The organism is Bartonella sp. AP21QHHD (assembly GCF_042196205.1).
Taxonomy (GTDB): Bacteria; Pseudomonadota; Alphaproteobacteria; order Rhizobiales; family Rhizobiaceae; genus Bartonella.
Genome location: NZ_JBHIPT010000111.1, coordinates 1 through 1,940, shown reverse-complemented (window position 1 = coordinate 1,940; position 1,940 = coordinate 1). Strand labels below are relative to the sequence as shown.

2 protein-coding genes are annotated in these 1,940 nt (G+C 39.1%); both read right to left on the bottom strand.

Annotation, left to right across the window (positions count from 1 at the left end):
- Positions 1–109: 109 nt before the first annotated feature.
- Entirely contained in the window at positions 110–595 is a 486-nt protein-coding gene (locus ACFIMC_RS07610; protein WP_208438784.1) for an SMI1/KNR4 family protein, read from the bottom strand.
- A gap of 20 nt (positions 596–615) precedes the next feature.
- On the bottom strand, positions 616–1,940 hold a 1,325-nt coding region (locus ACFIMC_RS07605; RefSeq protein WP_375681031.1), incomplete at its 5' end, for an HNH/ENDO VII family nuclease.

Sequence of the window (1,940 nt, the reverse complement as noted above, 5' to 3'; positions counted from 1 at the left end):
TCCGCCTTTTCAATCCGTAGATCATCAGCCACATTTTCTTCAGTACGAAAATTGATAATATCATTATATTTATCAACTAATACTGCAACATCAGCTAAGGTATAGGTTTTCACAAATCTTCCCCTGCGTGCTCTTTAATTCTTTTACAGAGAAATTCATAAAAATTACTTGCATAATAATGTGACGCTCCAGATGGAATCTTGACGTAGAGTGGGCATTCACCATCCTGAAACTGAGTATAATCAAAGTAAAATGTCTCCCCAAAATCAGTTCTACTGACAACAAGCTGTTCTAATGTCGCAAAACCATGTTTCCTATGATATAAGTTTTTATGCACAATATCACCAGCAGGATGATCCTCAAAACTTGCGTTATAAATGCTAAAAATTTCCTCATAACCAATTTCTCCTCCCTTATAATTTTTTAAAAAATCCTTATAAGAAGTTGTAAACTGTAAACCGAGAGTTTTTTCTGCCTCTTTAATCCGTACATCACTAACTGCATCCTCTGCAGTACCAAAATTGATAATCTCATCATCATATTTATTTACTTTATCAATTAATTGTACAACATCAGCTAAAGTATAAGTTTTCATAGGTTGTTCTCCATAAATTATTATTTTTTAGTTGCTATATCTTTCTTTTCATAATCTTTAGCACGTTCCTTCCAGTATTTCGTCCTCCATTTATCGAATAGGTCTCTGTCAATAGCTGATCCCATTGTATTAGGATTAATATGAATAACTGAATTATGTTTATTATGAAACGCATTTGTAACCTCTGCTATGGGACCATCATGTGTTTGCAGCATATGATGCAATTCAATGGGATTTTCATTAAAGTCAAGAGGTGCTCTTCCTGTTTTCATCCTTTCAATATTTGTACCTTTTACTTCTTTTCCTTTTACTGTCCAACTAACAATCTGGTTAGGATCAAACAGATCATCTCTCTGATAGACTTTGTTTGTCTGAGTAATTTTTTCTCCCTTGTTAGTTATTTCAAACTCAACCTCAATAGGTTTTGACCAGAATTTTCTCTCTTGCCCCAAATATTGAGTTGCAATAGCTTCATCGCTCATTTTTTCTAGCGATTGTGCGATTTCTTTCCCCACATGCGCAGTATTTACTTCAGAACTAGTTGCTCCCGTTATAGCCGCTTCTTCAGCTTTAGCAGCAAATTTGATGAGATCTTTTTCTACAAGCTTTCCCGCAAGCTTTACGCCTCCCTTGGCTGCTGAAACAGCACCGTCAGTAAGCACTGTAGAACCCACTATATAAGCCACATCTCCTAATGGTTTACCTAGCATTTCGCCAGATTCAGCACCAGCACTGAATGCTCCATCCCCCCCTTTCTCCATTGTTTCATGTATGTGATCTATATGCCCCCCAAAGGAATCCTTTATGTGATCTATACGCCCTCTAAAGGAATCCTTAACACCTCCCCAGAATTGACCAACTCCTTCCCAGAGTTGACCAGCACCTTCCCAGACATCATCAAATATATGCCCACTCGTGGCCCAAGCTTTTGCTGTTCCAACGCCTTGAAGGGCATTTTGATAGATCTCATCAACTGAACTGTTTCCTATTGCCGATCCTAATTCTTTAACGTCATGAACTGTCGCATATATTCCGTTTCCTATTGCCGATCCTAATTCTTTAACGTCATGAGCTGTCTCAGATATTCCGTTTCCTATTGCTTTTACGGCACCAACAATCATACCCTTCGCAAGACCTATCCCAAAAATCCTATCTTGCTCTTCACTAATCTCGAACCATTTTTCGTTAACATCTCTTCGACACTGATCATCAGGGCACTCTTCTAACTCTTTCTTCATCTGAGCGCGTTGTGCACTCCCCAAAAAGTTATTTGCAGCGGCATTACCAGCGGCATCAGCGCCGGCATCAACATTGCCACCGGCAAGGGCAGCAGCAACGCCCCCAG

Coding starts and splice junctions, on each gene's coding strand:
- ACFIMC_RS07610 (WP_208438784.1), bottom strand. CDS start 595: ATGAAAACTTATACTTTAGCTGATGTTGTACAATTAATTGATAAAGTA.